The organism is Neglectibacter sp. CSJ-5 (assembly GCF_032490475.1).
Taxonomy (GTDB): domain Bacteria; phylum Bacillota; class Clostridia; order Oscillospirales; family Acutalibacteraceae; genus Hominenteromicrobium; species Hominenteromicrobium mulieris.
Genome location: NZ_JAVYJC010000004.1, coordinates 1 through 25,343 on the forward strand (window position 1 = coordinate 1; position 25,343 = coordinate 25,343).

The 25,343-nt window shown below is 55.5% G+C and carries 25 protein-coding genes and 1 tRNA gene; 1 reads left to right on the forward strand and 25 read right to left on the reverse strand.

The genetic code is table 11. The annotated features are described in order from the left end of the window. Positions 1-69: 69 nt before the first annotated feature. The 21 genes from R2K26_RS08755 to R2K26_RS08855 all read right to left on the reverse strand — a co-directional run bounded on the left by R2K26_RS08755 (position 70) and on the right by R2K26_RS08855 (position 20,187). Complete coding sequence (locus R2K26_RS08755) at positions 70-408, reverse strand: relaxase/mobilization nuclease domain-containing protein (RefSeq protein ID WP_396897238.1); 339 nt, start codon at positions 406-408, stop codon at positions 70-72. Between the two features lie 204 nt (positions 409-612). Then, positions 613-921, reverse strand: coding sequence for a plasmid mobilization protein (locus R2K26_RS08760; protein ID WP_316519653.1), 309 nt, complete (start codon positions 919-921; stop codon positions 613-615). Positions 922-932: 11 nt separating this feature from the next. After that, positions 933-1,637: a hypothetical protein gene (locus tag R2K26_RS08765; protein ID WP_316519655.1), complete on the reverse strand. Its 705-nt coding sequence runs from the start codon at positions 1,635-1,637 to the stop codon at positions 933-935. 271 nt (positions 1,638-1,908) lie between these two features. After that, positions 1,909-2,223, reverse strand: coding sequence for a type II toxin-antitoxin system RelE/ParE family toxin (locus R2K26_RS08770; protein WP_316519657.1), 315 nt, complete (start codon positions 2,221-2,223; stop codon positions 1,909-1,911). Further along, positions 2,220-2,543 (reverse strand): type II toxin-antitoxin system RelB/DinJ family antitoxin, encoded by a 324-nt coding sequence (locus tag R2K26_RS08775; protein ID WP_316519659.1) that lies wholly within the window; start codon positions 2,541-2,543, stop codon positions 2,220-2,222. Before R2K26_RS08775 ends, R2K26_RS08770 begins: the two co-directional genes overlap by 4 nt. 72 nt (positions 2,544-2,615) lie before the next feature. Then, positions 2,616-2,945 carry a hypothetical protein gene (locus tag R2K26_RS08780; RefSeq protein WP_316519661.1) on the reverse strand — a complete coding sequence of 110 codons (330 nt, stop codon included), beginning with the start codon at positions 2,943-2,945 and terminating at the stop codon, positions 2,616-2,618. A 109-nt stretch (positions 2,946-3,054) separates the two neighbouring features. Continuing rightward, positions 3,055-3,834, reverse strand: a complete 780-nt coding sequence (locus R2K26_RS08785) for a site-specific DNA-methyltransferase (RefSeq protein WP_316519662.1) — start codon at positions 3,832-3,834, stop codon at positions 3,055-3,057. 54 nt (positions 3,835-3,888) lie between these two features. After that, positions 3,889-4,548 (reverse strand): hypothetical protein, encoded by a 660-nt coding sequence (locus tag R2K26_RS08790; protein ID WP_316519664.1) that lies wholly within the window; start codon positions 4,546-4,548, stop codon positions 3,889-3,891. A gap of 108 nt (positions 4,549-4,656) precedes the next feature. Further along, complete coding sequence (locus tag R2K26_RS08795; protein ID WP_316519666.1) at positions 4,657-5,625, reverse strand: DUF3991 domain-containing protein; 969 nt, start codon at positions 5,623-5,625, stop codon at positions 4,657-4,659. Positions 5,626-5,643: 18 nt separating this feature from the next. Further along, on the reverse strand, positions 5,644-6,807 hold the full coding sequence (gene metK / locus R2K26_RS08800; RefSeq protein WP_316519668.1) for a methionine adenosyltransferase: 1,164 nt from the start codon (positions 6,805-6,807) through the stop codon (positions 5,644-5,646). Positions 6,808-6,811: 4 nt separating this feature from the next. Next, positions 6,812-7,057, reverse strand: coding sequence for a hypothetical protein (locus R2K26_RS08805; protein ID WP_316519671.1), 246 nt, complete (start codon positions 7,055-7,057; stop codon positions 6,812-6,814). A gap of 175 nt (positions 7,058-7,232) precedes the next feature. After that, positions 7,233-11,633: a SpaA isopeptide-forming pilin-related protein gene (locus R2K26_RS08810; RefSeq protein ID WP_316519673.1), complete on the reverse strand. Its 4,401-nt coding sequence runs from the start codon at positions 11,631-11,633 to the stop codon at positions 7,233-7,235. Positions 11,634-11,817: 184 nt separating this feature from the next. Then, complete coding sequence (locus tag R2K26_RS08815; protein ID WP_316519675.1) at positions 11,818-12,420, reverse strand: gamma-glutamylcyclotransferase family protein; 603 nt, start codon at positions 12,418-12,420, stop codon at positions 11,818-11,820. A 3-nt stretch (positions 12,421-12,423) separates the two neighbouring features. Next, positions 12,424-13,377, reverse strand: a complete 954-nt coding sequence (locus R2K26_RS08820; RefSeq protein ID WP_316520853.1) for an amidoligase family protein — start codon at positions 13,375-13,377, stop codon at positions 12,424-12,426. After that, the gene (gene dcm / locus R2K26_RS08825) at positions 13,373-14,485 is read right to left on the reverse strand and encodes a DNA (cytosine-5-)-methyltransferase (protein ID WP_316519677.1); all 1,113 of its coding nucleotides are present in this window, start codon (positions 14,483-14,485) and stop codon (positions 13,373-13,375) included. The genes R2K26_RS08820 and dcm overlap by 5 nt, the downstream gene beginning before the upstream one ends. A 144-nt stretch (positions 14,486-14,629) precedes the next feature. Then, entirely contained in the window at positions 14,630-15,091 is a 462-nt protein-coding gene (locus R2K26_RS08830; RefSeq protein WP_316519679.1) for a translation initiation factor 2, read from the reverse strand. A 145-nt stretch (positions 15,092-15,236) separates the two neighbouring features. Next, complete coding sequence (locus R2K26_RS08835) at positions 15,237-15,512, reverse strand: plasmid segregation centromere-binding protein ParR (RefSeq protein ID WP_316519682.1); 276 nt, start codon at positions 15,510-15,512, stop codon at positions 15,237-15,239. Further along, complete coding sequence (locus R2K26_RS08840) at positions 15,509-16,429, reverse strand: ParM/StbA family protein (protein WP_316519684.1); 921 nt, start codon at positions 16,427-16,429, stop codon at positions 15,509-15,511. Before R2K26_RS08840 ends, R2K26_RS08835 begins: the two co-directional genes overlap by 4 nt. Before the next feature lie 482 nt (positions 16,430-16,911). After that, positions 16,912-16,987 (reverse strand) — tRNA-Ala (locus R2K26_RS08845). 232 nt (positions 16,988-17,219) lie between these two features. Next, positions 17,220-18,887 (reverse strand): putative manganese-dependent inorganic diphosphatase, encoded by a 1,668-nt coding sequence (locus tag R2K26_RS08850; protein WP_316519686.1) that lies wholly within the window; start codon positions 18,885-18,887, stop codon positions 17,220-17,222. Between the two features lie 142 nt (positions 18,888-19,029). Beyond that, complete coding sequence (locus R2K26_RS08855; protein ID WP_316519688.1) at positions 19,030-20,187, reverse strand: MFS transporter; 1,158 nt, start codon at positions 20,185-20,187, stop codon at positions 19,030-19,032. Positions 20,188-20,356: 169 nt separating this feature from the next. Between R2K26_RS08855 and R2K26_RS08860 the strand changes: the two genes are divergently transcribed. Further along, a complete protein-coding gene (locus R2K26_RS08860; RefSeq protein ID WP_316519690.1) occupies positions 20,357-21,238 on the forward strand; it encodes an AraC family transcriptional regulator in 882 nt (293 codons plus the stop codon). A 56-nt stretch (positions 21,239-21,294) separates the two neighbouring features. Here R2K26_RS08860 and R2K26_RS08865 read toward each other — a convergent pair whose 3' ends face one another. From R2K26_RS08865 to aroA, 4 genes are read right to left on the reverse strand one after another with little or no spacing between them, the layout of a single operon-like run. After that, positions 21,295-21,795 (reverse strand): GNAT family N-acetyltransferase, encoded by a 501-nt coding sequence (locus R2K26_RS08865; RefSeq protein WP_308448509.1) that lies wholly within the window; start codon positions 21,793-21,795, stop codon positions 21,295-21,297. 7 nt (positions 21,796-21,802) lie between these two features. Beyond that, the gene (locus R2K26_RS08870) at positions 21,803-22,942 is read right to left on the reverse strand and encodes a prephenate dehydratase domain-containing protein (RefSeq protein ID WP_316519693.1); all 1,140 of its coding nucleotides are present in this window, start codon (positions 22,940-22,942) and stop codon (positions 21,803-21,805) included. 24 nt (positions 22,943-22,966) lie between these two features. Continuing rightward, entirely contained in the window at positions 22,967-24,043 is a 1,077-nt protein-coding gene (aroC, locus tag R2K26_RS08875; RefSeq protein WP_316519695.1) for a chorismate synthase, read from the reverse strand. Continuing rightward, positions 24,024-25,310, reverse strand: coding sequence for a 3-phosphoshikimate 1-carboxyvinyltransferase (aroA, locus tag R2K26_RS08880; protein ID WP_316519697.1), 1,287 nt, complete (start codon positions 25,308-25,310; stop codon positions 24,024-24,026). The genes aroC and aroA overlap by 20 nt, the downstream gene beginning before the upstream one ends. Positions 25,311-25,343: the final 33 nt, after the last annotated feature.

The window sequence follows — 25,343 nt, forward strand, 5'->3', positions numbered from 1 at the left end:
TTTACGGTCATGCTGCTGTCCCCTTTGGGTTTCCCCGCCAGGTTAGCCGTTGACCACAGGCCTGAAACCTCACACCTGCCGCTTGCTAAGCGGATTTACTCTGCCCCTTATGGGCGCACACACAATGTGATTGTGTATGCATTTGGTGTTCAAATGCGTGCTGATCACCGCCTGAAAATTCCCATGTAGAAGCCGATCTGCAAATTCCAGCCCGATTTGATGCGCCAGCTCCGGCGTCACTTCACTGGCGGCGAAGCTCTGCACCAGGTGGAATCCCTGCACACCTTGCTCCTTATGCCACATTTCTTTGACTCGGCACATATCTTCAAAGGCGTCTTCACAGGTGCAACCAAGAGCCGATTCGAGCAGATCCTGCTCCGTCTTATCCCGGTTGAGAGCATAGTCCACCGCACCTTGCAGGGAGTCTGCATTTTGCGAACGGGAGGTCTTGTTCTTATCGAGCGTATAATTGATGGCATTATCCAGGCGGTGGACGGGGATAACACTGGTATATGCTATGGCGCTTTTCTCCTTTCTGCGTTTTAAGCGCGGGCACCTTGGACGGGTTCATGTCCTGGCTATGTGCGCGAATTGCATCCAACCGCAGGTTGGCTACCAGTTCTCCTTTACTTCTTCCCAAACCTTACGGACAAGCTTCGTCATTTCCTCAATGCTCTGCGGACCGGCCTCCCCATAGGTGTTGGCTACCCTGGCGAGCTGGTTTGCGTTGTTGCAGAGCCCGGCCACCTTGTGGAGCAGATCTGCGTGGTGGTCGCAGGGCCTTGCACGCAGTTCTGCGCCCATGATGAGGGAACGCAGAAATTCCTCGCGCGGCAGGCCGCTCGTTTTCACCTGCGCCTCCAGATGCGCCAGCTCCTTTTTATTCAGGTGGAGAGGGATAATGTGGTTTCGTTTTCTCATATGGACTCCTCCTAACGTTCGGGCGCATTCCTTTTGCGTTTTCTCTTCTGGCTCGGCGCTTTTGCCGGGGGTTCATAATGGACAGGAACGCCCTGCAGCTTCAATCTGCCGCAGTCAGGGATAAACGCGGCGTGTTTGGCTTGATCGCCTCCGTCCGATCCCATAAGGATACCGTCCGTGCTGTTCTGCCCCTTAACCAGCGTGCAGTGCCAGCAGAGGCTGACCGGATCGAAACGCATCTTGTCGCTGCAATCAAACGGAAAGCTCTGGTCATCCATGAACCCGCTTTGCTCAAACTGCTGGAACTGCTCATCGGAAAGAACGACGACTTGTTCCACCTGAAAACTGTTCTTTCGCTCCGGTACAGGCCGCAGTAGATTCTTCCCATTCAGATCGTCAATATGGACAGGCCGATGGTAAAAAGCAGCGTGCTCCTGATAAATTTTCGGTTCTTCCAAGGCAATGCGTTCCTCAGGTACACCCCGCAGATCTACATTGCGATAATCCCTGCCGTAGCCAAGGTACAGGGTGTCTTTCCTCTGTGCGATCAACATATTTTCTGTTTTCCCCTCGGCCCGTACCATGAGGCAGCGGAACAGGCCGCCCGGATCGGCGTTCATAAGTTCCCGATTATCTTTGAGGAAGGGATATTCCGGAGAGACATTCTCCGAGAGCTTTTCAAAATTCTCTTTGTTCAGGACGATGACTTTCGTCACCTCAAAAACGCCGGGGACGTAGTTTACCTCGTTCCGGCGTAGGCTGTTCAGTGTTTTGGCGTTTGCCGCGAACGCGGCGTATTGCTTTTCTCGCAGTTATTTCACCTCTTACTTTTTGAACAAAATCGGCCGGTGCTGCTCATCGGGGGGAGGGGGAGCTCCCCGAGATGCGTTTGGATATCCAAACGCTATGCTTGCAAAACCAGTCACCGGCTGGCAAAGAAAAAAGCCGGAGCATTTCTGCTTCGACTTTTTGATATAGGATTTCGGTTCAATCCTGTTCATGAAATAGAGCCCGCATATAATTGGTTCGGCCGTCCAGAATACGGATTACCGAAACGGCGTCGTCTTCGACTCGATAAAAGACGATATACTTTCCGGATATCAGATACCGCAAATCCGTTTCACGGCCTACTTTTTCCGCAAGTGTTGCGCCCATTTGAGGCAGATCTTTTAAGCGGGAGCAACTCTCCAGGATCCTTGCAGCTATCCGATTTGCTGCAAGGGGATTTTTCAGCGTTTCACGGATGTATTCCTGCATTTTCCGGACATCGGCCCGCGCTTCCGGTGTATATCTCAGCTTCATCGGGTTTCTCCAAATTCAGCCAGCATTTCTTCCTCTGAAACCCAATCCGCATCAATGTGGACGGAATCTTCACCTTTTTTCAATTCAGCCATCAGAAGCGTGACGACCTGTTCCCGCAGAGCTTCTTTGCTGCTCTGCGTCACAAGAAAAGGCAGACCTTCCACGTTGATCGACTGCTGGATAAAAATATTAACAGCGTCGGTCAATGTCATGCCGCAGTTTGCGTAGATCTCCTCTGCGCGTTTCTTGACTTCTGGATTAATCCGCATTTGAAATGAACTGGTTTTAGGCATAGATGAAACATTCATATGTTCCTGCATGGCGATCCACTCCTTTCAAGTGTAGTATATCCCCAAAATACAGTTTTGTCAACACATTGTAACTACAAAAGACTAAACGCCGTGGGCTTCCTTGATCTTAATCAGACCGTCGAGAGTAGTGCAGATGAGATTTCGCTTTTCAGCGGCTCCAATTTCTGCGGACATACTATGGCTGATCTCATTCCCGCACACCACCAGCATGCGGCATCGGTCCAGCTTCTGGCGGGCTATGCTGTGAAAATCCCTCTTTTCGTCGGCGTCATCCGGCTGGAGGTACTGCGCTTCACTCAGCTTCGGGCAGATGGGGACGTATCCGAGTTCGTAAACCTTGCGGCAGTAGCGTCGGAGCAGATGAGGCGCAGCTTCGGCATCAGCGCAGATATAGGCAAATGCTTTTTCCATGATGCTTTTCCTTCCTATGAATATTGTAAGCGGCAGGGCTGGACGTCCACATGGACTTCCAGTCTGCCGCTTGGTTTCCTGTTGGTCATCCACGTGGACAACCACAGGATTATCTGGTGATTTCTTCCGTTTCGGTATGGGAGTCCAAAGCAAAACGAACCCGGTCGGAACCCAGTTTGTAATAGGCGTCGGTAACTTCGACGCCTACGGCTTCGTATCCTTCCAGTCTGGCGGCGAGGACGGTGGTTCCGGCTCCGCAAAAAGGATCGAGAATGCGCCCGCCCGGCACGCAGATTTTGACCAGATCCCGCATAAGCTGCAGAGGTTTCTCCGTGACGTGGATGCGGTTCTGCGGATTGGCGTAGCGGAATACGCCCGGCAGGCAGCCCACCGGGCGGTTCACCGGCATGGGGCCGTTGGATCCCCACACGACATATTCGCTCTGCTGGCGGAAACGTCCCTTTTGCGGGCGGCTGGTCATCTTATCCCAAACCACCGAGCCGCGCCAGATCCATCCGGCCCACTGCAGAGCGTCGGTGATGGACGGATACTGCCGCCAGTCGATAAACAGACAGATGGGCGCTCCCGGTTTGCAGGCTTTGCGCGCGTCGGACAACCATTCGGCCATCCATCTTGTCCAGCTTCTCTGGTCCCGGTTATCCCCGTCGAAATCCGGCAGGGCGTTTTTTGGATCCATGCTGCTGTATTTTTGGTTGGTGGTGCGGTTTTTCTCCGAGGGCTTCCAGCCGCCCGAAGCATAGGGCGGGTCGGTGATAAGGGCATCAAACACCTGCGGCTTGAATGCACGGATGATCTGCAGGGTATCCCCGTGCAGGATAGTCCAGCCGTCTCCGCCGCTGTGTGTAAGCGGTAAAACAGATTCGTCCATGACTTGTGCGAGCTCTTTCGTTTCGTTCAGAGGCATCTTCCTTTCATTGTTTGGTTATCGCTCCCTGTCGGAGCGCTTTTTCTGTTTTGTCAGATTTTTCTCCGACAATTCTGTTTCCACGTATTCGCTGATAATGCCCAGCGCTCTGCAATAGTCGCCGGATTGGAAGACGCGGCGGCGCATCTGTCCGGCCTGCTCCGCCTGCCCGTTCCTTTTGAGCAGGTCGGAGGCTTTGCTGAGAATGCAGAAAATATTTTTGTCCATGCCCGCCAGCGCCATTTTCGGACGTCTGGAGACGGGCTGCTCTTGGGGAGGCTCTGCGGGATGTACCGCTTCAACCTCAAATTCGAAGGGTTCTTCCCAAAAGTGAACGTACAGCACGCCGTCGCCGGTTCGGATTTCCTGTTGCTCGAAACCCTCGCCCCAGCCGTCGGAAAACTGTCCTTTCAGGTAATCCTGCAAGTCTTCCATTTCTGTTTCAGTGAGAGGCGCTTCCAGCCGAACCGTAGTGCATCCCGTGAGTTCTCCGTTTCGTATTTCCACCGACGGGATGGCGCTGAGTACCTTCGCTTTGACTTCGTGGTTTCGGCGCTCGTCAAAATAGAGCATCAGGTTCCCGCCGTCCGCGCTGTTGCGCTGGTCGATGGCATCCCGAATGCGATCTTCGTAGTAGACCATATCAACGCCTGAAAACAGCGTAGGATAATCGGCCACTCCGTTGTTCCAGCCGTATTCGTCCACGTCGTTTTTGTAAAAATCCCCGGTCAGCGGGGAATAGAGTTTCAGTGTGCTCTCTTTTTCTTCGATATTCTGATCTCCTTTCTAACGGGAGCAGGTCGCCCTCTGACGGGCGGCCTGCTTCTCGTATCGCTCTTTTGTCAGGTCGGCATAATCGCAGCCTTCTTTTTCCGGCAGGTTTTTCACAATGCGGTATCTGCCCTGATAGGCTTTCTCCAAACACGTAGCGGCCCATCTTCCGGCGAAGTCGTTGTTTGTGCAGATTTCGAGTTCTTCAATTTCTGGGTGACGCCCCAGAAAAGATTCCAATGCAAGCGGCTTTTTGAAAGAAAAGGAACGTGACGGTTCTCCGTCTTTCGGTGCGCTGATCCCGCCAAGGGACAGCCGCCATTTATCCGCAGACCCTTCCAGCGTCAGGTGCGCGAGGGTTTCGATGGCGGCTTCATACACAGCCAGCCGGTTGGTTTTTCCCTTGGGCGGAAGGCAGAAGCAATATTGCTTTTCGCTGCCGGATACCTCCGCCTTGAAAGGCTTTCCCTTGGTATAGGTACCCCGCAGGAAGGCGTACCGGGCAGTACCGGTTTCGTCCTTTCCCACGAACACGGCGTTGTGGTAGTCTGCGCTTTCATAGAGAATCCCCGCCCGGACGCAGGCTTCTATTACCTCACGGCTGATCCCCCGTTTCATGAGGTAGGCGAACACCCTGCGATTGTTTGCCGCTGCCGGAGACAGGGCGAATTCTTTTTTCTGTTCCGGCTGGGAAGGAGGCGGGATGTAGCTGGGGCTTTTTTCACAGAGAGCCAGCACCGCGTCCACAAACTTTACCCCTTCCACCTTGACAAGATAATCAAGGGCGGATTTGCCGCCGACGTCCCGGCTTTTCCAATGCCAGAAGCTGGTTTCTTCATTGATCTTGAAGCTGTCGTGTTCCCGGAGTTCAAATTCTCCCCGGCTATCGGTTTTGACCAGTTCTCCGGGCCGGTACCGCCGCAAAAACTCAATGGCGGTCATCTGTCTGGCGGCGATGATTTGTTCTTCCGTTACTCCGGGCATAGGGCTGCTCCTTTCCTGTTAAATAACAGCCGCCCGCAGGATTTTCGCCTGATCGGTGCGTTCCCACGGAAATTCCGGCTTTCCGAAATGTCCATAGGCGGCTGTCTGTGTGTATCTTGGCGTTAAAAGGTCAAGCTGGGAGATGATTTCTGCAGGCGTTAATCCAAATACGAAGCGCACCGCCTCCGCCAGACAATCGTCGGCGCAAACCGTGCCGGTGCCGAAGGTATCCACCTCCACCATGACCGGCTCGGCTTTGCCGATGGCATAGGCCAGCGCGACCTGACACTTTTCGCACAGCCCTGCCGCCACAAGGTTTTTGGCGATGTACCGCGCCATATATGCGCCGGAACGGTCCACCTTGGTGGGATCTTTACCGGAAAATGCGCCTCCGCCGTGCGGGGCGAACACGCCGTAGCTGTCCACCATGAGCTTTCGACCGGTGAGGCCGGTATCGGCTTCCGGGCCGCCCAAAACGAACCGCCCCGAAGGGGTCAGAAGGATTTTTGTGTCCTTGTCCGGAGGTAAAGCCTGCAGCGCCGGGGCGAGCACCTTGTCGGTGAGTTCCCAGCTAAGTTCATCCTCGGGTTTTTCCGGGCTGTGCTGGGCCGAAAGGACGACAGCGTCTAGCCGCAGAGGTTTTCCATCCTCGCCGTATTCTACAGTGACCTGCGCTTTTCCATCCGGGCGCAGGCCCCGTATCATCCCGGTTTTCCGGGCGGCAGAGAGGGCGCTGGTAAGACGGTGCGCCAGCACCACCGGCAGAGGCATCATCTGCGGCGTTTCCGAACAGGCATATCCCACCATGACGCCCTGATCTCCGGCCCCGAGTTGCAGGGCGGGCTGATCTTTGGAGAGATTTCTCCTGCGCTCTAACGAACAGCCCACTCCTGCGGCGATGTCCGAGCTTTGCCGGTGGAGGAGGCATTGGATGGAAAAAGAGGTAGGATCATATCCCGCCTTTCTAAAAACCGACTGCACAATGGAAGGGATATCCGGCTCGTACAAACTGGTGATCTCCCCGGCGACGATAACCTGTCCCTTGGTGGCCAGCACCTCGCAGGCCACACGGGAGAGGGCGTCGTGGGCGAGGCATTCATCCAGCACACGGTCCGCGATGATGTCGCACAGCTTATCCGGATGCCCTTCCGTCACCGATTCGGCGGTATAGTGTTGGTTCATCTGCTCACCTCACCTGCAGGGAAAAAGGCTTGAGGCTTTTTCCGATTTCTTCGTAGTCCTGAAAGTGCACTGCGCATCCAAGCAGATAGGAGACGGCTTCCTCCCAGTCCTTTAGGGAAAAACGCGTCTTGTCTTCCATACGATACAGATCCCCGAGAGCCGTCCACTTGAGATCCGGCTGCTGGGTCAGGTTGGAGACAAAGGTGCGGTGCTGTTTGGCCACTCGTGTTAAAAGTTCGATTTCTCTCAATGAATCCCTCCGATTCCACGTAAAATGAAAGCGGGGTATTTACCCCGCCCGCTCTTATGTGCTGCTATTTGTTCCTGCGGTTTCGCACGTGCAGGAAAACAAGACCGCCTATAATGACGGCGCATAAGCAGACTAAAATAATGGCTTTTGGCTCCATAGACAAATTTCCTCCCGATTACTTACACCGTTTGCTGCGGTGTTTTCTGATCATGAGTATTGTCACGATGCATCCGGTCGACAAAGCGGTTAAGCCCAAAGGCACGGCCGCGGACGAATGATCGCCGGTCTGCGGCATGTCGGGCGTCTCCGGCACAAGCCGGTTGTGCATCTCAACCGTTACGGTTTCTCCAGCTCGGACTTCTACAGTCCGGTCGTCCGGCAGGATGTATTTTTCAGCGTCCTCGCCGGCCATTTCGGATACGGTGTATTTGCCGACCCGAAGTTCAACGTGGATTTCGCCGTTCTCATCCGTCTGAAATTTCTGCGCATAGGGATTGCCCATGAAGTCTGCGCCGGTAATTTTGAAGGTGCGGCCCTCGATGCTGCCGTCGTCGGCGGTCTTTATCACTTTCAGGGAGCCGGTCTGCGCCCTGTTGAGGAATCCAACGCCGGCTTCGGTTTCAACCCGCACGACGACGCCGTTTTCAACAATGGAGAAGGGGTGGTACGCGTCGTCCTGTTCAAAGAATTCCGGGCCTTCTTTTTCGTGCAGAAGATAGTTTCCGCACGCAAGATCCTTCAGCTGGTAGAGGCCCGGCTCGGTTTCGGCCATTTCGCCCACGAGTCGATCAACGTCCGCATCGAACTTTCCGTTGTTGTCCACGTCGGCATAAATCTCAAAAACAGCGCCGGACAGTTTGTGGTCCGGGTAGTCGGCGTCCACCTTTGTGGTTTCGACAATGCCCCGGATGATCTGGTTTTCGATGGTGATCTCAATCGTCTGCCCGTCCTCGGTAATCTCCACCGGGAAGCGCTCCTCGCTCAATACGAAAGCTGCGGGCGGTGCGATCTCGCGAACCGACCAGTTACCTACCGGTACATTGTTGAATTCGAAATATCCGATTTCGTTGCTCTCGGCAACCATGAGGGCGGTTTTTTCGGTGAATTCGGTTTCGTCGGGCCGGAACAGGCCGATTACAGCCCCGTCCAGCTCGAAGCCGTCCTGATCCACCTTCCAGCCGGATATTTTGCCGCGCTTCAGCTTGTTTTCAATGGCTTCGCCGTCGTTGACGTCAATTTCAACGACAGCCACATCCTGACCGGCATATTCAAACACGACTGGATATTTCTCGTCGCTCAAAATGTAGTGATCGTCGGTGGCGATCTCCTTTACATACAGGGAAGCGCCGCAGGGCACGTCGGTTGTAAACGCGGCGTTTCCGTTTTCATCGACGCCGATCGTTTCGATAAGCCCGTCCGCTGGAATGGAGGTGCCGTCCGATGCGGTCAGCGCCTCGGCGGCAAACAGACCGAAAGTGACGGATTTCCATTCCTCATGCATGCCGATGGAAAAGACTTCATCCTGCTCAAGCAACTTTTTGAGACGGATTTCCACTTTCTGCCGGTCGTTGACAAACTCCACGCTCGCGGAGGTGATCTTCACTTCCTGCCCTGCATAGGACAAAACCACATTCTTGGGTTCCGGATCTTTTATCAGACCGTCCGGCGCAGTGCGTTCCAGCACCTGATATGGCCCCAGATACAACGGCGCCGAGGTGGCGGTCCCGTCAGGCCCTGTGGTCAGGGTGCCGGCCAGTTCGCCGGCTTTCAGGTGAACGGCGCCATCCGGGGTGACGATATCTTCCAGTACGATAATGTCATACACAGCGTCCGGCTGACCCTGCACTTCGTACTGGGGCTGATACATCCCGTCGGATTCCGCTGCATGGCTGAATACTTCGCCTTTTTTGGAAACCGTGATGGTGCCTTTCTGTGCGGCGTTGTATTTACAAACTGTAATGATGTCCTGCGTGCCGTCTACCACAAAAGGTACCGGCCTGTCGCTCAGCACATATCCCCACGGACTCTGCTGCTCGACCAGCTCAAAATTGCCGGAAGACATGGATTCAGGCAGCATAAGCGTTCCCGTCGCGTCTGTTACGAAGGTGTCGATGTCCATTGGCGTGGGATAATTGACGTGCTGCACCACCCATTCATCGGTATCGGTATTGCGGATTTTAAATGCGGCGCCTGCAAGCGGAATGATCTTTCCACTTTCAATATCCCGCTTTTCAATTAGGATGAGGGAGGTAAAAGAGGGGTTGTTTAGGATATAGTAGTAGGTCTTGCCGTGCTCGGAGATGAACACCGTGAAGTCCGGGACGAATTTCTGTCCGTCCTCGCCCTTGGACTGATGCACCACATACAGGCCGTGCGGGAGATCTTTGGACCGTGCGAAACCGTTGGAATCTGTGCGAAGGATATCCCGTTCGGATTCTCCGGCGTTCTCATAGCTGCCGGCGCTTGCGAGATAGACCTGGAATTCCGCGCCTTCTTCCGGCTGCTCAATCTGATCGGAGTTCCCATCGTCTGCAGGCCGGTCTGTGTGTTTGGTGATGGCGATGCTGCCGAGAACAACGTCTTCCGTGACGGTTATCGGGATGCTGTTGTTCTCCAGCGTGAAATTCCCCGGTTCGGCGCCTACGGGATAGACAGTTTTATCCAGCAGATACCCTTCGCTGGGGGTGATTTCGCGGAGACTGAAATCCGTGCCGCATGGATACATTTTCGTCGTAAACCTGCCTCCGTTTTCCGTAGTGTAGGTATCCAGCAGGGTTTCACCTTTATACAGGCCGTAAACCGCGCCGTCCAACGAGGCTTCGCCCTGGGCTTCTCCGGTCGCAGCGTCCACTTTCTTCACCTCTACGGTAAACTTTTTCAGAATATTGGAAAAGCTCACGCTCGAGACCCGGCCGGGGAAAACCTCAACCTGCTGAGACGCGGGTTGTACGTATTTGTCCGGCGTTTGCTCGGTCACGGTGTATGTTCCCGCCTGGAGGCCGTCCACCTCGATTATGCCGTCCGGACCGGTCACAACGTCCCGATCTATGCCGTTGCCGGAGATATGAAAGGGGATTCCCGAAACCTGCCCGTCTTCGGAGGTTTTCACGATTTTCAGATATCCGGCGGACTCGCAGGATACCGCGATGTATGCGCTGACTGTATCGGAAGCATTCCAGCCCGTCGCGATATTCTGGCGGCTGGGATCTTTGTTTTGCCAGCAGATAACCGCGCCGGGGCCGCCCTCGGTTTCACAGTTTGCCCGCAGGCGGATGGTTTCCGACAGAGAGGCGTCTGCGGAAATGGTCAGCGTGTTCCCGCTCTGGTCAAAAGTCAGGCCGTCGCCGGACCACCGGTATCTGGAGAGCGCGCCGTTCGAGTCCGTGACTGCAGCGGTATACTTTGTCCCATCCCATTTCAATTCGATGGGAACGGCGCTTTCTGCATTCTCGGCGGCAAAGCTCGGAAGAACATACTTGCTCTCCACGGCTTCAACCAGAGATCGGTAAAACGATTTGGCTTCTGCCGGATCAGCCGTGTACTCCAGACAGGTCAGGACGTCCTTTGCCGCCTGAGGGGATCCGAAACCGCCTTCGAGAATCTCCCAGATCAGGATCTGTGTCGCGGCATACCGGGCGTTTTCCTCTGCGGAATCAATTCTTCCGTCTTCAGCCTTGAATCCAAAAGTCAGCGCATCGCCGACCAGACGCAAATGCTGGGAATCCGGAAGCAAATCCTCTACGTTTTCGTAATCTTCCGGATAGTTCACCTCTACGCCGAGCTCAATGCAATAGGCGGTATCCCGGCTGCCGTCCGGATATTCCATCATTTTGTTCATGAGAGTCCCGATTTCTCCGAAGGTATCGGTGGCCGGCGCGTCGGTGAACACATTGATGTCGCCGGTGGAAATCAACGTTCCTTTTGTCTGATGCGCGGCCTGCAGGGAGACGCCGTTTTCCGGAAGAAGTGTATATTCTGCCTCAGCGGTTTTCTTTTTCAGCGGCGCGTCCTGCGTTTCCGGTGCGGATTCACCGGAAACTGTTTCGGATTCCTCCGGAGAAAGGGGTTCCTGCGAACCCTGTAGGAACTTCATGGGATCGACGCACCCGTCTGCCGTCCGCACTTCCAGATGCAGGTGCGGGCCGGTAGAATTGCCCGTTGTGCCGGATTTGCCGATCTCAGAGCCTTTTTCCACCGCGTCTCCGGGGGAAACGGAAATCTCGCTCAAATGCGCATACAGGGTTGAGTTCCCGTCCGCGTGGGAAAGCATGACCATATTGCCGTAGCTCTGGTCGCCGTCCATGGTGACGCCGTCCCATACCTGTGTGTGGACGACCGTCCCGCTTTCTGCGGCAAGGACCGGGGTTCCTTCTTCTATAGCGATATCCAGTGCCTGGTGTTCGTCCGAAGAATACCCCTGGGTTATGGCCCCGCTGCTGGGCAGCGGCCATGCGTAGGGAGCGTTCAACTGTGAAGGATCCGCAGTTCCTTCAGCTGCCCATGCGCTCAGCGGGATGCAGCAGGTCAGCATCAGCGCAGCCAGCAGCAGAGACAGCAATCGCCTTGTCTTTTTCATAATAATCACCATTCCTTATTTTTTGTGCCGGTCGGCGAAGCCGATTGCCGCTTTGTTCGTTGCGGCAAAGGCACAAATCGTGTGTGAAAAAGTATTTTTCACACGATTCTCCTTTACTGTAAATAAAAAAAGGCCCCCGCGGGATGGAGAGAAAATCTCTGTCCCACGGGGGCCGATGCTGAAATTATCGTTCTTCGCCGTTTTTTTGGCGGCGTTGATTTCTATGGGGATCTGCTTTTTGAGGCAGTTCCCGCTGGGTGATCCAGATCGCTTCCAGAATAGAAGCGATTTTGATCCCGTTTTGCCGGCAGCCATCGAGGATGCCTTCCAGATAGGCTTTGGAGGGCATGGCAGGCGTTTCCTTATACGGGCTGTTCATGGAGTAGGCCATAACCTCCAGCTTCTGACCGTTTCGACCGGTCACGGTGACAGGCGCCTTACCGTACAGATATGGAAAACCCTCGTAATGGTCCAGACGCCGTTCATCCCGTTCGGAGATGCGCCAGAGGACGCCGTCCACGAAGCTGTCCGGTTCCGGCAGGACGGTGGCAACGCCGACCCCGCCGCCGTTTTCACGGAAAGCAAGGCGGTATCCTTCCAGCCGGACGCTGCCTGCCACTTCCGCATCAGGGCAGCGGAACGCCATCTGGTTCCGGTTCATATTGCTACCATAAGCAAAATACAGCAGCGTGCCGCTGTGCCCGCTTCGCGCATCATGGCGTTCTTTTTGCCCGCACTGAAAATCCGGCTGTTCGGTTGGCTTTTTGAAATTTCCGATTTTGATCACTTCCTATCGTTCCTGATTGCGGCGGTTCTGCAGGCTGGGGTACTGCGTTTTGTCATACCGCCATGCTCGGTCGCCCGGCAGATTCGAGAGCAGGTGTTCCCGCACATTCTTGTACTCCGGCCCGATGAGGCCCAGCCGCAAAAGAAAGGTGCGGAAGGTAAAGGCCGGGTTTTCGCTGATCTCGGTTTTTCGCATCACTGTCCGGCTCTGGTTGATCGCCTGTGCGGAGATCGCCAGCGCCAGCGTGATATTTGCCCGTACCTTGCCTGCATGAAGCGTGCTCTCGAAGCAGCGCCATTCCAATGTGCCGCGATAAAACACGGAATGGAGGTTCAGGGCGTAATACCGGGTCCAGTTGTAATGCTCATCGCTTTCGTCTGAGCCCTCATACCATTCCCGCTTTAAACGCTCCATGGTCGTGTTCGCGGGCAGCTTGCGGATTTTCTCGAGCATGGGTTCCCGCACTTTCTGACACCAGCGCTCTACCCGGCGTTCATTGACATTGAGGGCCTTGAACAGGATGTCCTCTTTGGAATACATGATGGAAAGGGCGTTTTTCAGGCTCCGCGGCGTATGCCGGGATGCGTCCACATGGACATGCATTCCGCAGCTCTCATTGACCACCGCGCCGGCGCGGCGGAGTGCGCGGACAACTTCCTGAAGCTTCCCGAGTTCACTGTACTCCAGCTTGGGGGAATTCATTTCCACTTTGTAGACGCCGTCGCCGGTGGGGACCTGCTGCAGGCCGAGCCTGCGAGAGCCGCGGATGCTGGCGTCGTAGACAAACCGCCATGCCTTGCCTTCGCGGTCCATCACTTCCCATGGGTCGTAGGTGCGGGACTCGTGCGTCTGGCGGGCAGTGGCGCCGAACAAAGCGGCTGCGGCTTCCGCTGCCTGCCGGCGGGTTATGCCGGTCATCTCGATCTCACAACCGAAGTATTGGTCTTTTAAGTCAATCGGCGGCTGTCACCTCCCGGTGGGCGGCGGCCAGCCGTTTCCCGATCGCTTCCACAACCGTGACGGTGACGCCGTTTCCCGCCTGTTTGTACAGCTGCGTGTCGGCGTGGAGGGGCAGCACCTTTTCGATGCGCTCATCCCGCCAGCCCTGCAGCCGCAGGCATTCCCTCGGCGTCAGTCGGCGGATGCGCCGGCCGTCCCAAACGCCGGATGCTTCCCGTTTGTGCCTGTGCAGGCCGCTGTCCTGCTTTGCTGTGAGACAGCGGGAATACGCCGTGAATTTCGGATCTTCATTCAGATCCACAAAGCATGGAACGCCAGGCTCGCAGCTTATGGGAAGTGAATTTTGCTTGAAATCAGCCAACCGGACATTGGCTCCGGCATATGTCGCTTTATGTTTGTTTCCGAGGCCGCTCTCTGCGGATGGGCCGACAGCATACAGACCGGTTTTCCCGCCGAAGCCGCCCGGCTGCGCCGAAAGGGTGCAGCTTACGCCTTCCGGGGCGTAGACTCTCTCGCCCTGAGCTCCGGGAAGGACTTGCACAAGAGATGTTTCTGCTGCTCCGGTGAAAGGAAATACTTTTCCCCGGCATCGCTCGTCAAGATATCCGATAAGGTACACCCTGCGGCGAGACTGGGGGACATGGAAATCCTTGCTGTTAAGCACCTGCCATTCCAAACCATACCCCAGTCCGTCCAGCGTATGGAGGATGGCCGCAAACGTCCGGCCCCCGTCATGGTTAAGCAGTCCGAGAACATTTTCAAGCAGCAGATATGCAGGCCTTTTTTCTGCAGCCAGCCGGGCAATTTCAAAGAACAGCGTACCTCTCGGGTCTTTGAATCCGCCCCGCCTTCCAGAAATTGAAAAAGACTGGCATGGAAATCCGCCGCACAGCAGGTCGAAGTCCGGCATTTCTTTGGGATCGGCTTTTCGGATATCTTCACAGAACCACTCTCCCTCTGTATCGAACAGCGCCCGATAGCTTTGATCGGCATATTTGTCGATTTCACAATGGCCCATACAGGTAAAACCTCCGGCGCGGCTGAGCCCTTCCCGGAACCCGCCGATGCCGGAGAACAGGTCGATATACGTTATAGCTTTGGGCATCACGCTCCTTATTTCTGTTTTCGATGCATGCTGCTACACAATCAACCGGCATCCCTCCTTTCAAATGGTAAAAGATCTATTATATGAAAACAGCCCCGCAGGATGCTGAGGCTGAACCTCAGTCCTGCGGGGCTGCTGTTGCTTCTACGCGAGCTCTCCTTCGGCGTCATCCTCTGTGGACGGAACTTCGCTATTCTGCGCGTTGCCATCCGCATCGGGATCGCGGCATTCTGCGGCTTCCGGGCCGCTTTCAGCCTGCTCCTGCTGACTCTCATGCGCAGCGGCTCTGGCGGCCTCGAATTCTTCTTCGGCTTCCTCCAGCGCCTGCTCGATCAGGCTGATCACGAATTCCTTTTGTGTCAGGCGGCGGTGATAGGTTTTCTCGTACAGGACAAGGTATTCCTTTATCCTCTGGAACAATTCCCCGCTTACCTGAAATGCCAGTGTTTTTCCTTTTTCCGTCATGTTGACTTCTCCTTTCTGATAGTGCTCTCGAATGACCATTTCGATGAATTTGCTCATGGTGCTTTCCGTCTCCCGGATTTCCTCGCTGATCTGATTGTGCAGATCCAGCGGGATTTTGCAGGTGAGGCCCTTGGTTTCCATACGCCGCCGCTCCTTTCGTTTTCGCTCTCTTTCGGGCAACACAAGCATACCGGAAAGGCCCGGACAAAGCTATCATCAGGACCAACAACCTTTCAGCCAAAGCAGGGCCGACAAACGTTACAACCAATAAAGGCCGCGTTTGCAGTCAGTCTTCTCCAAGCAGGGAACCGAGAAAGCCCATCATCTCCGGTGGGATCGCTTCTTCCGGCTGCTGTACGGGCTGGGCAGGAACAGATTGAAGTTCTTCCCGCAGCACCCGCCGCAGAGTAGATTCCAAAGCTTCCTTTTCTTCATGTTCCAGAATTGCCTGCACCAGAAAGGCGTTTTTCCGCCCTTCCGGCACAGCCTGCAGAATTTCCCATGCTTTGCGGTGCGCCTTGTTCCGGAGGTTGGGGCGGAAGCCGAATAAGGGCCTGCTCATCCGTTGCCCAAACGGCCCGCAAACTGCCCCAAAATGCGCTCGAATCCTTCGGCGTTTACCTTGTCGTCCGGGAGGGCAAAAACCCGACACAGGCCGTCCTGGGGGCTCACGTTGCTTTTGACCACCGCCGCGCCGCCGCCCAGCATCACGACCGGGATGGCCTTGAGGTCAAATCCCGATTCCATGGCTGCGGAAAGAAGGCGCTCCGTGTAGATTCGCCCCTGCTTCCGGATGATGCTCCGTGCATCCTCGTCCATGCTGCAGGGCTTTCCGGCCAGAACACGCTCTACCTGCGCATCGGTGACGGACAGTCCAATGTCCCGGCGGATTTGCTCTTTTGTTTCATCCATGCAGCGGATCATGCCGAGTTCCAGACTGCGACATGTGGAAGCGTTGGGAATGCCGTTGTCCAGCCGCATGAGATCCACCGTCCAGCCGCCGATGTCCATCAGGAGGACAGACGGCTCGTTCTGGATGAGTTCGGGGTGGAGAACGATGGCGGAGTACCCCTGTGGGAACAGCTTCACATCCTCGATGGTTACTTTGTAGGGGATTCCTTCGAATTGGTAACCGACCGGCTGGGGAGAACGCAGCAGGTATTCCCGAAAGGACTTTTTCTCGCGGCCAAATCCGGCCAGAGGCAGTCCGGCGGCAATGTTTACGGAACACTCTGTTTTTCCGCCGCGCTGTTTGATCTCCCTGGCAATGGCGGCAAGGGTAAGCAGGTAGTAATTGTCGTTCTCCATCTTGTTGCGTAGGATGGGCTGTCTGCCGGTTCCGCACACGAAAAACTTCCCGCCATACTCCAGCGTGTTCTGCAAGGTGTAAGGCTCATGGGAATATTCCGAGATACCGGCTGGGAAAGAAAAATGCCGGGTTTTGATGGCGTAGTAGCCGTGGTCTATGCCGATGTTCATGTTTTTTCGCATCCTTTCTTGGTGGTTGTTGAAAACTTGGAAAGTCGATTGATTTTGAGTAAGCTTGCTGGAGAGCATCTCTTGTTCTTTCCCAGCTGGTAAGTAATCCGGGGGTGAGGGTCTGGGAGAGGGGGAAACAAGAGAGCGCCCCAACCAGCCAGCCGGGACGCTCTAAAAAAGGGCGCACCACCCCCTTGGATCTTGAGGGCTTAGAATTCGCCCATTTTGTGGGTTCGTCAATCTATCTATGAAACTGCCGGAAACTTCTACAGCTCCGACAACGGGAAAAAGGTGGGAAAACGCAAAAAAGCGAGGCTTCCAACCTGAAAAATCAGGCGGAAGCCCCGCTGTGGCGGATTCAACCGCGGTTTACTGTTTGGACATCTACGGTAAAAACGTTTACCGGATTTTGCCCTAAAAATCCCGAAAACCCGCATAAATACTGAGAAAAATTGGGTGACATCTTTTTTGTCACCCAATCATGGTGGACCCGGAGGGATTCGAACCCTTGACCTCTGCGTTGCGAACGCAGCGCTCTCCCAGCTGAGCTACGGGCCCATATTCTGTTCAACAGCAAACATTATAACACAGTCTTTCAAAAAAATCCAGTCCTATTTTTTATTTTTCGCAATTTTCTGTATGCAAAAAGAGCCGACCGCTTTGGGCCGACCCTTTTCTCATGAATTATTCGTTTATTTTGCCGATCATGATATCGAAACGCAGTCGATCGTGCCGCGGGATGGTCCAATCGGCCATATAGCCGAAATCGGAGAGGACACGCGAGAGAAAATCACACACCGCCGCCGGCTTCTTTGCTGATGGCATCGATGAAGGCAGGGATGAGCTGCTTTTTGCGGGAGACAACACCTTTAAGCCAGATGGTGCCCGCTTTCGGCGCACGGCCGAAGGCATCTTCAACGAGCATATCGGCAGACTCGCCGTAGCACATGAGGCGCGTGGACTCCTCGATGATATTCGTCAGCATGAAGAACATCATGGAGAGGCCATGCTCACGGCAGGACTTTTCGAGGTACGGGCGCAGGCGGCGCTCCAGCTCATCGAGCTCGGAGCCGCTCATGCTGTTGATCTGGCCGACACCGAACGTGACGTCGCCGAACTCGAACTTCTTGTAATCCTGATAGAAAATTTCTTCCGGAGTCTTATCCTTGAGGTTGCTGCCTGCGGTAAACATTTCGATACCGAAGCTCTGGCAATCGATGCCCGCAATGGCACTGAGCGCTTCCGCTGCGGCGCGATCCAGCATGGTACAGGTAGGCGAACGGAACATGAGCGTATCGGACAAAATGGCGCTGCACAGAAGACCCGCAATCTGCGGCGGAACCTCGAAGCCCTTTTCTTTATAAATGGAATAGATGATGGTCGCCGTGCAGCCGACGGGCTCGTTGCGGAAATACACAGGCGCCATCGTCTCGAGGGAGCCGATGCGGTGGTGATCGATGATTTCCAAAATTTCTGCGTTTTCGATGTTTTCAACCGCCTGACTGCGCTCATTGTGATCGACTAAGATGACGGAGCGCTTGCGGATGCCAAGCAAGTTACGGCGGGAGATCATGCCGACGTACTTGCCGTTTTTATCGATAACCGGGAAATCGCGAATGCGGGTGTTCTGCATGGTATCTTTAATGGCATCGGTGTAATCGCTCGGGGTGAACGTGACGAGATCTTTCGTACGCATGAACGCCTTAACCGGCATGCACTGGCTGATGCGGTGCGCAACGGTGTACGTATCAAGCGGCGTAGTGAGCACGGCGCAGTTATTGTCGCGCGCGAGCTTCTGGATGCTGCGGGAGACCTCTGCGCCGAGGCAGACGAGGATACAGCCCGCGCCGGACTCAATGGCGGAAAGCTGCGATTCGTAACGGTTGCCGGTGATGACCATGTCGTCCTTTTCGATGTAGTTTTCCATGACGTCCGGGTTTGCGACGGCAATGACGACGTTGCCGTGCTCGAAAACGGCATCGGGGTCGCCGACGAGCATTTTGGCTTCCAGCGTTTCCAAAATGTTGCAGTACGGCGTTTTGGCTTTTGCAATCATGGTGCTGTCCTGATTTTCCATGTAGGACGTGGCAATGTCGTTGATGGTGATGAGGCCGTCTAACACGTTGTTTGCATCGACGATGGGCAGCGTGACGGCGTTCATTTCCGCCATCATGCTCCATGCTTTTTTCATGGAAATGCCCTCGTTGATGCCGGGAATTTTGCGGATCTCCATATCGCGCACACGGGTGCCGATATTGTTGACGTAGGTCGGCTGGCGCATGCCGAAGCGCTGGAGGACGTAGCTTGTCTCGGAGCTGATCTGCCCGGCGCGAGCGGCGACATAGTGATTTCCGTCATTTTCTTTATTTTTAACGTCCGCGTAGGCGATCGCCGAACAAATGGAATCGGTGTCGGGATTGCGGTGGCCTAAAACATAGACTTCTTTTCTCTCGCTCATGCGTATACCCCACTCAAGGTAAAATGTTGTTTTTAGTATAGCACAGATTTTCCGAAAAAGAAAGAAAAAGCGAACGGTCGAGGGAAATTTTCACACACCGTTCGCAAGATTGTCGATTTTTGATTTTTGTCAAGGCGCCGTGTTATTTGCGGTCGAGCGTCAGACGGTTTGCGTTCCACACGGCAAAGGCGAGCAGCGCGGCAAACGCCATGAGGATAACGGGATAAATCTGCATACCGAGCAGGTCGCTGAGCTTGCCGAAAAACGCGGGCATCGTCATGCTGCCGACATAGGCGCACGCCATCTGCATACCCATGACCGCCTGCGCGTTTTCGGCGCCGAAGCGCACGGGCGTTTGATGCAGAAGCCCAGGGTAAACGGGCGCACAGCCGAGCCCGATGAAAACAAGGCCCGCCACCGCCGAGAACTCGACCGGCACGAACAATAAAACCGTACCAAACAGCACGCAGACGATGCCGATCGATACCATGCGGCGGTCGCCAAGCTTATCGGAGATAAAGCCGCTGAGGAAACGCCCCGCCGTGATGCCGATGTAAAACAGCGAAGCCATGGAGGCGGCGCTTTCCGCCGCAATATTGTGCCGCAGGACGAGGAAGCTGCTGGCCCAAAGCCCTGTGGTGCCCTCCAAAGCGCAATATAAGAAGAACGCGAGCATGGTGACGGGTGCGCCGGTCATTTTCAGCACACGGCGCAGGAAGGATTTCCCGCCTGTTTTCTCCGCCTCGCCTGCGGGCGTTTTCTTCCACAGCGGGCGCGAGAGAACAAGCACGATCGTCAGCGCGAGCTGAATGAAGAACACCACGCGGTAGCCGGCGCCGAAGGAATAGCCGCCCGTGAGGCACGCACCCATGATATACGGCCCGGCCATGGCGCCGAGACCCCAGAAGCAATGCAGCCAATTCATGTGGCCGGAGCGGTAATACAGGGCGATGTAATTATTCAGAGCGGCATCTACACTGCCCGCGCCGAGCCCGTACGGCACCGCCCAAACACAAAGCTGCCAGAACGCGCCGGCCGAAGAAAAGCCGAATAGTCCCAGCGCCGTCAGGCCGACGCTGATGACCGTGACGAGATGCGTGCCGAGCCTGCGCACGGCGCGGTCGCTCATCAGGCTGGAGATGACCGTGCCGCAGGAAATAATCATGCTGACAATGCCCGCATAGGACACCGGAACATTCATGACCCGGTACATCGTCGGCCACGCCGAGCCGAGCAGGGCATCCGGCAGACCGAGACTGATAAATGCGGCGTAGATGACCGCAAGCAACAAAGAAAACATATCGATTCCCCTTAATTTTTTGTCTTTAAATCTTCGGATAAGAATTGCAAAAGCACATCGGCTTTGCTATACTGAATACTAATATAACGTATTTTAACGATGTTTCATAGCAAAATCGGTTTAAAAAATACAAATATATCGTATATCTTGACAAAATGCGGAGGACAGCATGATTCCGAAATTCAGAATACACGGCGACGGCGCAGAGCTTGTGCCGTATACGGTGCCGGAGCTTTTCTTTTTTGCGGGCGGACGCACTTTGTGCTTCGACGCAGCGCGCGAGGGCGATGCCATCGGCCACTGGCACGACGAAATCGAATTATTATATGTAACGGAAGGCAGCATGGTGTACAATGTGAACGGCACACGCTGCACGGTGCACGAGGGCGAGGGGATTTTTATCAACACGCGGCAGCTGCATTTTTTTGAAGAGAGCCGTTGCACCTACCGATGCGTGCTGCTGCACCCCATGATGCTATGCGCCAACACGTATTTGGAGGAGACGTACATTACGCCCGTGACAAAAAACGCCGCTTTCCCCTGCTGCATCTTAAAGCCGGAAAAAGGAAAAAGCGGCGGCGCTTTGGCGCTGATCGGGGCGCTTTTCGACGAAGCGGACAAACACAATCTGCTGCGCCTGCAAAGCCTTTCCTACGCGGTGTGGGACGAGATCTACCGGCTGGCACCGAAGCCCGAAAACACGGTTTCCGAAAGCAGCCGGCTTTCGGCCGTAAAAAACATGATGCACGCCATACACAGCGGCTATGCGGAAAAGCTGACGCTGGAAGAGATTGCGGGCGCGGGGCATGTATGCAAAAGCGCGTGCGAAAAGCTGTTTCACACGTATCTGCACTGCACGCCGGTCGAATATCTTCAGCGGTTTCGCCTGCAAAAGGCGGCGGAGCGCCTGTGCAAAACGGAAACGCCCGTGGCGCAGATCGCGTTGGACTGCGGATTCTCGGGCGCGAGCTATTTTACCGGGTGCTTCAAAAAAATCTATGGCTGCACGCCGAAAGCGTACCGCAGCAGCCGCAAAAACACGAAAGCGTAAAAATGCAAACCGAGCCGTGCTTTTTCAGTCGGACTCGGTTTGCATTTTGTTTCGGATCACAGGTCTTTCTGCATGATATAGTCGTTCATCACGAAGCCGCTGCCGATGTCGGTGACGACGGCGTCCGTTTGATGAAAACCGAAGTATTTGTAGACTTCGATAGCGTGAAAATTCTTTTTGTTGACGGTGAGATAGATTGCGGGGAGCTTTTCCGCCTGACAGAGCGTTTCGATGAAATCGAACGCGGCGCGCGGCAGGCCGCGGCTGCGATGAGCGGCGGAAACGTAGAGCTTGCTCAGGAACATTTTGCCCTCTTTGTGCGGCACAAGGCCGATGAAGCCCGCGGGCACGCCGTCGTCGAGCATCATATAATAGACGTAGCCCTCGCTTTCCATCTGGCGGTGGATGGCCGGGACGGACTGGAATTTTTCGATCATGTAATCTGTGGACGCAACGCCGTTGATGCAGTCGTAGGTCTCGTGCCAGATGGGTGCGGCGATCTCGGCTATTTTTTCAATCTGTTCTTCTTCCGTGACTTTGATAAAGGTAACTGCCATTTTTAACTCAGCTTTCTTTGTAGTTTCCGAGGAACGAGAAGCGGGGCATCTCGTCGGAGAGGGCGCAGATGAGCGCAAGTGTCTGCACATCGTGAACATTCCCGGTGAAATCGAGGTAGAAGTCATACTCGAAATTGCGCTCCGGGATGGGGCGGGATTCGATTTTTGTGAGGTTCAGGCCGAGCAGAGCGAAACGCTCCAGCGTATGGCACAGCGAGCCCGGGGTGTGCGGCAGAGAGAAGCACAGGCTGATTTTTTCCGCGTCTTCGGGCAAAACGGCTTCACGCGAAATGACGATGAAGCGCGTGCAGTTGTTATCGGTATTCTGGATATCGGCGGCGATGACTTCGAGGCCGTATTCCGCCGCCGCCTGCGCGGAGCAGACTGCGCCGACGCCCTCGGGACGGGTTTCGGCGATGAACTTTGCGGCGGCCGCCGTGTTGGAATAGGCTTCGGTTTCGATGCCGTGTGCCGCGAGATACGCACTGCACTGCACGAGGGCCTCGTGCTTCGAGAGCACCTTTTTGACCGCACCCGTCCCCTTTGCGCGGCACAGGCAGTGGCGCACGGGAATATCCGCCGCACCGACGATGAACATGCGGTGCTTCATGATGAGGTCATAGACCTCAGAGACACTGCCGGCATCGGAATTTTCGACCGGCACCACGCCGTAATCGCCCGCGCCGTTATGGACAGCTTCAAAAACATCGCGGAAGCCGGGCAAAAAGATCGGCTTCTGCCCCGGAAACAGGCGCAGGGCGGCGCTGTGGGAAAACGCGCCCGCCGCGCCCTGACAAATGACACGCGGGTCAGCTTTTAATGTCTTTGGGGAATTTTGCTCGAGGTCGCGCAATACCCCGCCGCTTTTCAGCATATTGTGCTGGCGGGCGCGGCTGATGCTCATGATGGCGCTGTAAAGCGCGACGGCGCTGTCGCCGTACTCACCGGCTTCTTTTTTAACGCGGTCTAAAATGACCTGCTCGCGGGCGGCATTTAAGACGGGAATGCCCGCCTTGCGCTTGATCTCCGCGACGCGCTCCGCGCACTGCATGCGCTCCGTGAAAAGCTTTAAAAGCTCTTTATCGATGCGGTCTATATCGTTGCGAACCGGCAAAAGCAGTTCATCAAAGGACTTATTTTCACTCATTTTGCTCGCTCCTTTCTATTCTCTTTAACGCAGCAAGTCCATCAGCGCCAAGGCTGCCGCAGCTTCCGCCACAGGGATGGCGCGCGGGACGATACACGGGTCGTGGCGGCCGTGGATGGTTAAATCGGCGTTTGTTTTCGTGGTGAGATCGACCGTGTGCTGTTCACGGCCGATGGACGGCGTGGGCTTGACGGCGATGCGGAATAGAATCGGCATGCCCGTTGTGATGCCGCCCAAAATGCCGCCCGCGTTGTTCGTTTTCGTGCGGACGAGACCATTTTCGTCGTAGTAAAACGCGTCGTTATTTTCGCTGCCACGCATACAGGCAACATCAAATCCCGCGCCGAACTCCACACCTTTGACGGCGGGGATGCCGTATAAAATCGATGCAAAGACGTTTTCGATGCCGCCGAACATAGGACTGCCGATGCCTGCCGGGACACCGACTGCGGCGCACTCGATGACGCCGCCGATGCTGTCTGCGTCTAATCGCGCGGCTTCGATCTCGGCGCGCATTTTTTCTTCGGCCTCGGGGGAATTGACCGCAAAAAAGCGGGTATTTAAGGCGTTTAAGTCGTCTTTTGAGACGTTTACGGGATCGAACGGGGTATCTTTTGCGCTGCCGACCGCATAAGCGTGCGCGCCGATCGTGATGCCGCGGCGCTCTAATATCTGGCGGCAGACGGCGCCTGCGAACACGAGGCATGCGGTGAGACGACCCGAAAAATGCCCGCCGCCGCGAATGTCGTTTGCGCCGTTGTAGCGGACAGACGCGGTGTAATCGGCATGGCCGGGACGCGGGTGAATTTTTAAATCGGAATAATCCTTCGAACGCGTATTGGTGTTCGCGATGATAGCCGCGAGCGGCGCGCCTGTTGTGACACCGTTGAAGAGACCCGAGAGCACCTGCGGCTCATCGGCCTCAAGGCGCGTGGTGGCGGTCTTGTCCTTGCCCGGTGCACGGCGTGCCATCTGCACGCGAGTTTTTTCCATGTCTATTTTTTCGTTCGGCGGGAGATTATCGAGCACCACGCCGATTGCTTCCGTATGGCTGCCGCCGAAAATGGACAGCTTGATGTTTTCACCCCAGGTCGATGCCATCGGCGATCCCTCCTAAATGTTTATGATCCCGGAAAAATCCGGGGTAGGATTTTTTGATGCTTTCCGCGTCCGTGACGGTGACTATGCACGCACAACCGGCGGCAGCGAGCGCCATGACGACGCGGTGGTCGTTCATGCCCTCGGCTTTGCCGCCCGTAAGCGCGGGCTTGCCGTGAATGATAAGGCCGTCCGGTACGGCTTTAATGTCTGCACCGAGGTTTTTGAGTGCCGCTTCCATGGCAAGCAGACGGTCACACTCCTTTAAGTGCAATCGCTCCGCATGGGAAATGACGGTCTCGCCCTCCGCGAACGCAGCCGTGACGGCGAGCGCAGGCACCATATCGGGAATTTGCGCGGCGTTAATCGCGATGCCGTGCAGGCCGCGGTAGGGCTTATCTGTATTTTTGTTTTCGGCAACATAAACGCCGTTTTCTTCGGTGACAGAAAGCCCGAACTGCCGCCAGAGACGGACGCAGGCTTTATCGCCTTGCAGAGAGGTTTCGGAAAGGCCGAGCAGGCGGATAGGGCCGCCGGAGACAGCGGCTTCCGAGAGAAAAAACGCGGCCTGCGACCAATCACCCTCGACGGTATAGTGCTCTGCGCGATACGTCTGCCCGCCGGAGATGTGCCAGCCGGTCTCGGTCTCCTCAATTTTAACACCGAAGCCCGCGAGCACCTCTATCGTCAAATCGATATAGCCTTTGGATTCGAGCGGGGTGGTCAGCGTGACGGTGGAATCATTTTTGAGCAGCGGCAAAGCGAATAATAAACCGGTTATAAACTGAGAACTGATGTTGCCCGGCACGCGGAAATCGCCGCTTTGAAGCTTGCCCGTGATATGAAACGGCAGACCGCCGGCAGTCTCGACCGTTACGCCGTGCTGCGGCAGAAGGTCTGTGTAAACGCCGATAGGGCGCTCGGGAAGTCTGCCGTGACCGACAAACGTCGCTTCGATGCCGAGGGCGGCGAAAACGGGGATGAGGAAGCGCAGCGTGGAACCGGATTCACCGCAATCGACCGTGACGCTTTGGGGTGCCGTGCCCGGCGCGATGCACAGCACGCCGTTTTCTTCCGCTTTCACCGTGCCGCCCATGGCGCACACGCCGTTTAATGTAGCTTCCATATCCGCGCTGTGGTCAATGGGCCCGACACGGCACGGCGTTTTGCACAGCGCCGCCGAAAGCAATGCGCGGTGCGCGGCACTTTTGCTTGGGGGAATGCGCACTTCGCCCTTAACGTGGGCGGGGCGGTAGGTCACCTCTGCCATAGTATCACCTTGTTTCTACATAAATTTATCTCT

Excerpts from the sequence above, each read along its gene's own strand:
- R2K26_RS08760 (WP_316519653.1), bottom strand. The coding sequence starts at position 921 with ATGAGAAAACGAAACCACATTATCCCTCTCCACCTGAATAAAAAGGAG.
- R2K26_RS08770 (WP_316519657.1), bottom strand. The coding sequence starts at position 2,223 with ATGAAGCTGAGATATACACCGGAAGCGCGGGCCGATGTCCGGAAAATG.
- R2K26_RS08775 (WP_316519659.1), bottom strand. The coding sequence starts at position 2,543 with ATGCAGGAACATATGAATGTTTCATCTATGCCTAAAACCAGTTCATTT.
- R2K26_RS08780 (WP_316519661.1), bottom strand. The coding sequence starts at position 2,945 with ATGGAAAAAGCATTTGCCTATATCTGCGCTGATGCCGAAGCTGCGCCT.
- R2K26_RS08785 (WP_316519662.1), bottom strand. The coding sequence starts at position 3,834 with ATGGACGAATCTGTTTTACCGCTTACACACAGCGGCGGAGACGGCTGG.
- R2K26_RS08795 (WP_316519666.1), bottom strand. The coding sequence starts at position 5,625 with ATGCCCGGAGTAACGGAAGAACAAATCATCGCCGCCAGACAGATGACC.
- metK (WP_316519668.1), bottom strand. The coding sequence starts at position 6,807 with ATGAACCAACACTATACCGCCGAATCGGTGACGGAAGGGCATCCGGAT.
- R2K26_RS08810 (WP_316519673.1), bottom strand. The coding sequence starts at position 11,633 with ATGAAAAAGACAAGGCGATTGCTGTCTCTGCTGCTGGCTGCGCTGATG.
- dcm (WP_316519677.1), bottom strand. The coding sequence starts at position 14,485 with ATGCCCAAAGCTATAACGTATATCGACCTGTTCTCCGGCATCGGCGGG.
- R2K26_RS08830 (WP_316519679.1), bottom strand. The coding sequence starts at position 15,091 with ATGGAAACCAAGGGCCTCACCTGCAAAATCCCGCTGGATCTGCACAAT.
- R2K26_RS08835 (WP_316519682.1), bottom strand. The coding sequence starts at position 15,512 with ATGAGCAGGCCCTTATTCGGCTTCCGCCCCAACCTCCGGAACAAGGCG.
- R2K26_RS08840 (WP_316519684.1), bottom strand. The coding sequence starts at position 16,429 with ATGAACATCGGCATAGACCACGGCTACTACGCCATCAAAACCCGGCAT.
- R2K26_RS08850 (WP_316519686.1), bottom strand. The coding sequence starts at position 18,887 with ATGAGCGAGAGAAAAGAAGTCTATGTTTTAGGCCACCGCAATCCCGAC.
- R2K26_RS08855 (WP_316519688.1), bottom strand. The coding sequence starts at position 20,187 with ATGTTTTCTTTGTTGCTTGCGGTCATCTACGCCGCATTTATCAGTCTC.
- R2K26_RS08860 (WP_316519690.1), top strand. The coding sequence starts at position 20,357 with ATGATTCCGAAATTCAGAATACACGGCGACGGCGCAGAGCTTGTGCCG.
- R2K26_RS08865 (WP_308448509.1), bottom strand. The coding sequence starts at position 21,795 with ATGGCAGTTACCTTTATCAAAGTCACGGAAGAAGAACAGATTGAAAAA.
- R2K26_RS08870 (WP_316519693.1), bottom strand. The coding sequence starts at position 22,942 with ATGAGTGAAAATAAGTCCTTTGATGAACTGCTTTTGCCGGTTCGCAAC.
- aroC (WP_316519695.1), bottom strand. The coding sequence starts at position 24,043 with ATGGCATCGACCTGGGGTGAAAACATCAAGCTGTCCATTTTCGGCGGC.
- aroA (WP_316519697.1), bottom strand. The coding sequence starts at position 25,310 with ATGGCAGAGGTGACCTACCGCCCCGCCCACGTTAAGGGCGAAGTGCGC.